Below are 5,537 nucleotides of genomic sequence, written 5' to 3'. Positions count from 1 at the left end.
GACGAAGCAGGCGAACACTCCGGGCCCGGTGAATGTGGGTGACACCATCACGTACACGTACACGGTCACCAACACCGGTACGGTCACGGTGAACGGCCTGGCCGTCACCGACGACCGCGTCTCGCCGATCACGTGTGTGGCGACGACTCTGGCCGCCGGGCAGAGCACGACCTGCACCGGTAGCTACGTGGTCACCGAAGCGGATGCCGCGGCGGGCAGCGTCACGAACAACGCCACGGTGAGCGGCCTCGACCCGGCGGGTCAGCCGGTTCAGAGTCCGCCGGCGCAGGAGACGGTCCAGGTGGCGACCGAGTCGAGCCTGTCCCTGACCAAGCACGCCGACAAGGCCGGTCCGGTCTACGTGGGTGACACCATCACCTACACCTACACGGTCACCAACACCGGCGCGGCCACACTGACCGATCTGACCATCGGTGATGACCGTGTCCCGGACGTCACGTGCGCCGAGACGACGCTCGCCCCGGGGCAGAGCACGACCTGCACCGGCACCTACGTGGTCACCGAGGACGACGCCAGGGCCGGCCACGTCACCAACCGTGCGACCGCCAACGCCCTCGACCCGAACGGCCGGCCCGTGCAGAGCCCGCCGGTCGAGCTCTGCATCACCGTCGAGGAGTGCCCGCCGTACGGCGGCGACTACAAGTCCGGGAGGCCCGAGTACTTCGACTACATCGACCACTACGACCACTTCCGCTACTTCGGCTACCCGGCTGAGGCCGCGTGACCGGTGAGCGATCCGGGACGATAGCCGACCCGGGTCCGGCATCCGGTTCGTCGCCGCCCTCCCGGCGGCGGCGGACGGTGCCTCCCGGGAACCTCTCCCGCCATGTCGCCCGGCCGCCCCCTCCGCAGCTCCGTCCCGACGGGGCACTGCACGGGCGAACCGATGACGACCCGGCCCTGCCCCGAACCGCAGCGGCCCCACCGGCGATGTGTCCGGTGGGGCCGCTGGTGCGGTTGGATTCCGGTGGTGCGGCTCAATATCCTGTCGGGCTACAAGAAGGGGGTGAGTGCTGTGCCTACCGAACCGTATGTGACCGACCAGCGCCAGTTCAGCCTGGTCGACTACCGGCACGGCCACCCGTATGCCGTGATCCGAGGCTTCCCGGCCATGGACGACGACGCGCCCGGGAGCTACTCGGCACGGGTACTCGACCTGCCCTACACGGCCGTCAGCCCACTCGCCTCCGGTGATCCGGAATACCGGGAGGCCAATGCCGCCGTCGGCGGTGTGGTCAGGCACTCGGGCTGACCGACGGAGCGGTGGCCGGGCCGGAAGGGAATCCGGCCGGGCCGCCGTCATACCTGGTCGGCGTGCGCTGAGGCGCTGGTGCCGGCGTAGCCCACGGGCCCTGAGGAGGTAGGAGATGGAGCAGAGGCACTCGGCCGACAGCCCGGACGAGATGGAGGCGATCCATGGGGACTGGATCGCGCGGCGGAACCGCAGGACCGAGGACCCGGAGTACCGGGACGAGTGGTACGGCGAGCAGTGCGGCTTCTGTCGCTACTGGTTTCCTCTGGCGGGGGAGTTGGGGCTGGACTACGGAGCCTGTGCGAACGGGAGGTCGAGGCTCGACGGGACCGTGCGGTTCGAGCACGACGGGTGCGAGGCCTTCGAGCACTCCGGTCGGTGGTCCGTCCCGTCGGACTTCTGACGCGGTCCCGGTGCACCGTCGCGCTCGCTGTCGCGCCCCCGGGGCGGTGCCCCCCACCGGCACCGCCGTCGAGGTGCTGCCGGTCCCCGGTCAGGGAGTGTCGGACAGCTCGGCGGCGTACCGGTCGGCGACCTCCGCCAGGTTGTGGAGATGCCGGTTCGGGTGGCCGTGGTCCCCCAGGGTGCGGCGGGCGGCGGCGAGGTCGCCGTCCAGCAGCTCGCAGAGGACCACCAGGGCGTTGGACGGGGGCATGTGGCGCCGGGTGATCCACTGCTGGACCGCTGCCATGCCCTCGCCCGCCAGCAGCTCGCGCAGCTCCCCGATGACCGGCGCCAGCCACTCCGCCCGCAGCGCGTACTCGCCGCGACCGGCGAAGGTGGCGGAGAGCCCGGCCAGCAGCTCGGCCGGGTAGTCCTCGACCGGGTCGGCGAAGCCGGGGTAGTCCTTGGCGAACTCGTCCCAGTCGGCGTCGAGTTCGGTGATCTGGTCGGGGAGCACCGGCCACCGGGCGTGGTTCTCCTCGGAGCGGGTGAACACCTCGCGCAGCAGCGCGTAGGGCACCTCGGCGGTGCGCGAGAGCAGCAGGGCGTCGTAGAGGTCCTTGCCCTGCGGGTGGCTGTCCGAGACCAGCCAGAGGATCTTCCAGGCCAGCGAGAGCTGCTGCGTCGCGGCGAGCAACGGGCCGCTCACGCCCGGGAGTTCGCAGGGCTCGGGCGGGGCCGGAAGGTGCTCGGTGAAGACGAAGTCCAGCTGGACGGTGCCGCCGGGCAGGCCGGGGGCCGTCCAGGGCAGGACCAGTCGGCGTCCGGGGACCCGGCCGTAGGTCCAGATGTCGTCGTCGAGGGCCCGGTCCGCGTGCAGCCGGACCTCGGTGGAGAGCGCCTCGGCGCCGGCGGCGAGCTCGGTGAGCATCCGGCCGGTGCGCGCGTCCTCCAGCTGCCAGTCCGTGGGCTGCACCACGAAGTCCAGGTCGCCCGGCTCCCGGGCCTGTTCGCCGTACCAGGCGCGCAGCAGGACGCTGCCGCGCAGCACCAGGTGCCGGGCCCATGGCGAGGCGGCGACGGCGGACAGCACGGTGTTCAGTGCCACGCGCCGGGCGGCGAGCCAGCGTTCGGCGAGCCGGGGGTCGGTGAAGGCGGGCTCGCTCGGCCGCAGGGCCCGGCTGTACCCGGCGAGCGCGGGGTCGAAGACCGGCTGCTGGCGCACCGCCTCGTCGTCGATCGGCAGGATGGACCGGGGCAGGTCCCGCTCCTCCCGGACGTCCTCCGACGGGGGCCGCCCGGGCAGCGAGAGGCCCTCCCAGGGCCCGTGTTCGAGGTCCTCCCAGGCGAGGGGGCGTTCCGTGGTCATCGGGAATCTCCTTCGGCGGTGCGGTCGTGCTCGGTCAGCCATCCGGCGTCCAGTGCCTCGTCGCTGTCGACCGCGACGAACTCGCGCTCCACGGAGAGGATCCGGTGGCCGTCGTCGCGGAGCCCGGCGAGCAGCGCGTCCAGGCGGCGGCCGGCGGTGGCCAGGCCGACCCGGCGGCACCGCTGGGTGACGAACCACTCGCGGTGGCCGTCCTCGCGCACCCGGCGCGGGTTGTGGGAGAGGTGGGCGCCGTGCCGGACGGCGAGGCCGGCGAGCGTCGGCGCCGGGGCGGGCCCGGGCAGTAGCAGCTTGACGTGGTGCTCGAAGTAGCGGGCGGGCCCGTGCGCGGTGGCGTCCGCGTCCGAGGCCGGGACGCCGAGGGCCCACGGCGTGGCCTCGATCTTGGTGCGCAGCACGGCGAACCCGGCCCCGGCCAGGTGCTCCGCCGTCCGGGCGGTCGTCGCGGCGACCTCGTCCAGCGTCCCGGCGGCGCACAGGGTGAGCATCGGCTGCGAGGGCGCCGCGCCGCGGGCCAGCAGGATGTGGGTGAACTTCAGGCCGTGGTCGGCGGCCCAGGCGGCCAGTGCCTCGGCGGCGCCCGGCCGCACGGTGAGGTGCACCTCGAAGTCCCCACGGAGGCCGGGCAGGGTCGAGGCGCCGTCGGGGTGCCGGTCAGGGCGGGTGGCGGGCATGTGGGAATCCTGCCAGGCACCTCCGACAACGGCGAGCGAACGCCGGTGGGCCGTCAGCCCGTTCTCAGGTTCGCCGCCGCCGGGGCCGGCCGGCAGGCCGCCGGTGCGGGCGCGTCGCGGAACGGTGCCGGCCGGGCACGGGGGCGAGCACGGGGGTATCGCCCCGGGCCCCGGTCGGCGCCTTCGCCCGCCTGCCGGGAATACTGGCCGGATGCGAACGTACGCACCGGCCGCCGCGGTCGTGAACCTGCTGCTGGGGGTGCCGGCCGTGGTACCGGTCTGGCTGCTCTGGTACTTCGCCGCCAACTGGCCGCTGGCGGCGCTGGGCTGGACGGAGGGGGAGCCGACGGAGAACGACGGCCCGCTGCCCTGGCTGGTGCTCTGCGGACCGGTGGTGCTGGCGTCCGCGGCGCTCTGGTGGCTGGCGAACGGGCCGGTGCGACGGCGCTCCGGCGCACCGGCCTGGGTCTACTGGCCGGTGAGTGCCGGGCTGACGCTGCTGCCCACGGGTGTGCTCATCGCGAGGTCGTAGCGGGTGCGGTCAGCAGCGCGGTCACGGCGGCGAGCAGGGCGGTGGCACCGGCCAGCAGGAGGACCGTCGTCGGCGTCGTGCGGTCGACGACACCGCCTCCGACCAGCGCGGCGATGCCGATGGTGGCCTGGAAGGACGAGGTGAAGAGCACCCCGGCGGCCTCGGTGGCGTGCGGGGCGGCGGTGAGGAACCAGCTCAGCGAGCAGACCGGGACGGCGCCGTAGGCGACGCCCCAGAGCAGCAGCAGCGCGGTGGCGCCGGGGGTGGAGGCGCCGAGGAGGGGCAGCAGCAGGGTGGCGCCGGCGAGGAGGGCGGCGGCCGCGGTGAACACCGGGCGCAGCGCGCGGGCGGCGCGCTGCCCGGCGAGCAGGTTGCCGAGCAGGCCGGCGGCGCCGTAGGCGAGCAGCAGGCCGCTGATCAGGCCCGGTCCGGCGTGGGTGACCTCGGCCAGGAACGGCGTGACGTAGGTGTAGCCGCCGAAGTGGGCGAGGACGATCAGGAAGGTCACCGCGAGACCGGTGCGGGTGCCGCGGCCGGCGAGCAGCCCGCGCAGCACGCCGAGGCCGGTGGTGGTCGCGGGCGGCGGCAGCGGGGGCAGGCAGACCAGCAGGGCGGCCAGCACCAGCAGGGTGAGCACGCCCATCGCGGCGAAGGCCGCGCGCCAGCCGGCGAGCGAGCCGAGCAGCACGCCGGCCGGGACGCCGAGCACGGAGCCGAGCGGCACGGCGGTGAAGATCAGGGTGTTGGCGCGGGCCTGCCGGTCCGCCGGGACGAGGCGCGGGGCGAGCCCGGAGCCGATCGACCAGAAGGCACCGATCACCAGGCCGAGGGCGACCCGGGCCAGCAGCACCGCCCAGTACGCGGGCGCGAAGGCGTTCAGCAGGTCGGCGAGGGCCAGGAGCAGCAGCAGGGCGCAGAGCATGGTGCGGCGGTCGGCGCGGCGGGTCGCGACCGTGACGGCGGGCGCGGCCACGGCGGCGACCAGGCCGGGCAGGGTCATCGTCAGACCGGCGGTGCCGTCGGAGATCCGGAAGGTGGCGCCGATCGGGGTGAGCAGGCCGACGGGCAGGATCTCGGTGGTGACGATGGCGAAGACGCCCGCGGTGACGGCGAGGACGGCGGGCCATCCGCCGGTCCGCCGGTCCCGGGGTGCGGACCGGGGGATCGAGGGGGCGTGGGCGGTTTCGGGCATGCGGAGTCCTGTCCGGGGGTGAGCGGGATCGACGCCCGAAGTCCACCAAGCGGACGGGGTGTTGGGCTGGCGTGATTCGGACGTCAACCGTGCCC

General features: G+C 74.2%; 6 protein-coding genes and 1 pseudogene. 4 read left to right on the top strand and 3 right to left on the bottom strand.

What is annotated here, in order from left to right:
• The 3 genes and pseudogenes from ACFU74_RS02820 to ACFU74_RS02810 all read left to right on the top strand — a co-directional run.
• A pseudogene (locus ACFU74_RS02820) lies at window positions 1-745 on the top strand (hypothetical protein); the annotation flags it as partial.
• A 309-nt stretch (window positions 746-1,054) separates the two neighbouring features.
• Complete coding sequence (locus ACFU74_RS02815; RefSeq protein ID WP_380750721.1) at window positions 1,055-1,273, top strand: hypothetical protein; 219 nt, start codon at window positions 1,055-1,057, stop codon at window positions 1,271-1,273.
• A 115-nt stretch (window positions 1,274-1,388) separates the two neighbouring features.
• Window positions 1,389-1,676, top strand: a complete 288-nt coding sequence (locus ACFU74_RS02810; protein ID WP_380750718.1) for a DUF3027 domain-containing protein — start codon at window positions 1,389-1,391, stop codon at window positions 1,674-1,676.
• Window positions 1,677-1,766: 90 nt separating this feature from the next.
• Here the strand turns inward: ACFU74_RS02810 and ACFU74_RS02805 are convergent, their stop codons facing one another.
• A complete protein-coding gene (locus tag ACFU74_RS02805) occupies window positions 1,767-3,026 on the bottom strand; it encodes a nucleotidyl transferase AbiEii/AbiGii toxin family protein (RefSeq protein ID WP_380750715.1) in 1,260 nt (419 codons plus the stop codon).
• Entirely contained in the window at window positions 3,023-3,718 is a 696-nt protein-coding gene (locus ACFU74_RS02800) for a hypothetical protein (RefSeq protein ID WP_380750712.1), read from the bottom strand. The genes ACFU74_RS02805 and ACFU74_RS02800 overlap by 4 nt, the downstream gene beginning before the upstream one ends.
• 211 nt (window positions 3,719-3,929) lie before the next feature.
• On the opposite strand from ACFU74_RS02800, the gene ACFU74_RS02795 reads away from it, so the two are divergent.
• Entirely contained in the window at window positions 3,930-4,250 is a 321-nt protein-coding gene (locus tag ACFU74_RS02795) for a hypothetical protein (protein WP_380750709.1), read from the top strand.
• Here ACFU74_RS02795 and ACFU74_RS02790 read toward each other — a convergent pair.
• Window positions 4,234-5,442 (bottom strand): MFS transporter, encoded by a 1,209-nt coding sequence (locus ACFU74_RS02790; RefSeq protein WP_380750706.1) that lies wholly within the window; start codon window positions 5,440-5,442, stop codon window positions 4,234-4,236. The two genes, ACFU74_RS02795 and ACFU74_RS02790, sit on opposite strands and share 17 nt — an antisense overlap.
• Window positions 5,443-5,537: the final 95 nt, after the last annotated feature.

The organism is Kitasatospora sp. NPDC057500 (assembly GCF_042802195.1).
In the GTDB taxonomy this organism is placed as follows: domain Bacteria; phylum Actinomycetota; class Actinomycetes; order Streptomycetales; family Streptomycetaceae; genus Kitasatospora.
This window is presented reverse-complemented; position numbering and strand designations above follow the sequence as displayed.

Bases quoted from the DNA above. Each gene is read 5' to 3' on its own strand.
- ACFU74_RS02800 (WP_380750712.1), bottom strand. From the start codon at position 3,718: ATGCCCGCCACCCGCCCTGACCGGCACCCCGACGGCGCCTCGACCCTG.
- ACFU74_RS02790 (WP_380750706.1), bottom strand. From the start codon at position 5,442: ATGCCCGAAACCGCCCACGCCCCCTCGATCCCCCGGTCCGCACCCCGG.
- ACFU74_RS02810 (WP_380750718.1), top strand. From the start codon at position 1,389: ATGGAGCAGAGGCACTCGGCCGACAGCCCGGACGAGATGGAGGCGATC.
- ACFU74_RS02795 (WP_380750709.1), top strand. From the start codon at position 3,930: ATGCGAACGTACGCACCGGCCGCCGCGGTCGTGAACCTGCTGCTGGGG.
- ACFU74_RS02805 (WP_380750715.1), bottom strand. From the start codon at position 3,026: ATGACCACGGAACGCCCCCTCGCCTGGGAGGACCTCGAACACGGGCCC.